At 62.5% G+C, this 339-nt stretch carries 2 pseudogenes; one reads left to right on the forward strand and one right to left on the reverse strand.

What is annotated here, in order from left to right:
* Positions 1-20: 20 nt before the first annotated feature.
* Positions 21-176, reverse strand: a pseudogene (locus EN804_RS38910) (alkane 1-monooxygenase); the annotation flags it as partial.
* Here EN804_RS38910 and EN804_RS38480 point away from each other — a divergent pair.
* Positions 164-339: pseudogene (locus EN804_RS38480) on the forward strand (alkane 1-monooxygenase); the annotation flags it as partial. The pseudogenes EN804_RS38910 and EN804_RS38480 overlap by 13 nt on opposite strands.

Consider the following 339-nt stretch of genomic DNA (forward strand, 5'->3'; position numbering starts at 1 on the left):
ATTTCCTCCTGAGGACTAAATCACGCCGCCCGGGAAAGGCGGTGCGTGGCCAAGAGTTCGATCGAGGCAAGCCGCTGATCAGCCCCGACATGCGGCGGCTCGATGATGAATTCCTCGATGCCGTGCTCTTCGGAAAGCGCGCGAAGCGCCTTGTGAATATCCTCCGGCCCGCCATGCCGCGCGGCAGGTCGAAGGTCAGCGCATTTACCGGGTGTTCCTCAGTGATGGCAGGGCCTTCAATCTGGGCCGGCGTGAACAGGCGGAGGAATTTGCCCGCCAGTCCGGCGATGCCGATTACCGCATCGAAGAGCGCAAGCCCAATGTTCTGCATGGCGGGCC

This window comes from Mesorhizobium sp. M8A.F.Ca.ET.161.01.1.1 (assembly GCF_004792105.1).
Classification (GTDB): Bacteria; Pseudomonadota; Alphaproteobacteria; order Rhizobiales; family Rhizobiaceae; genus Mesorhizobium.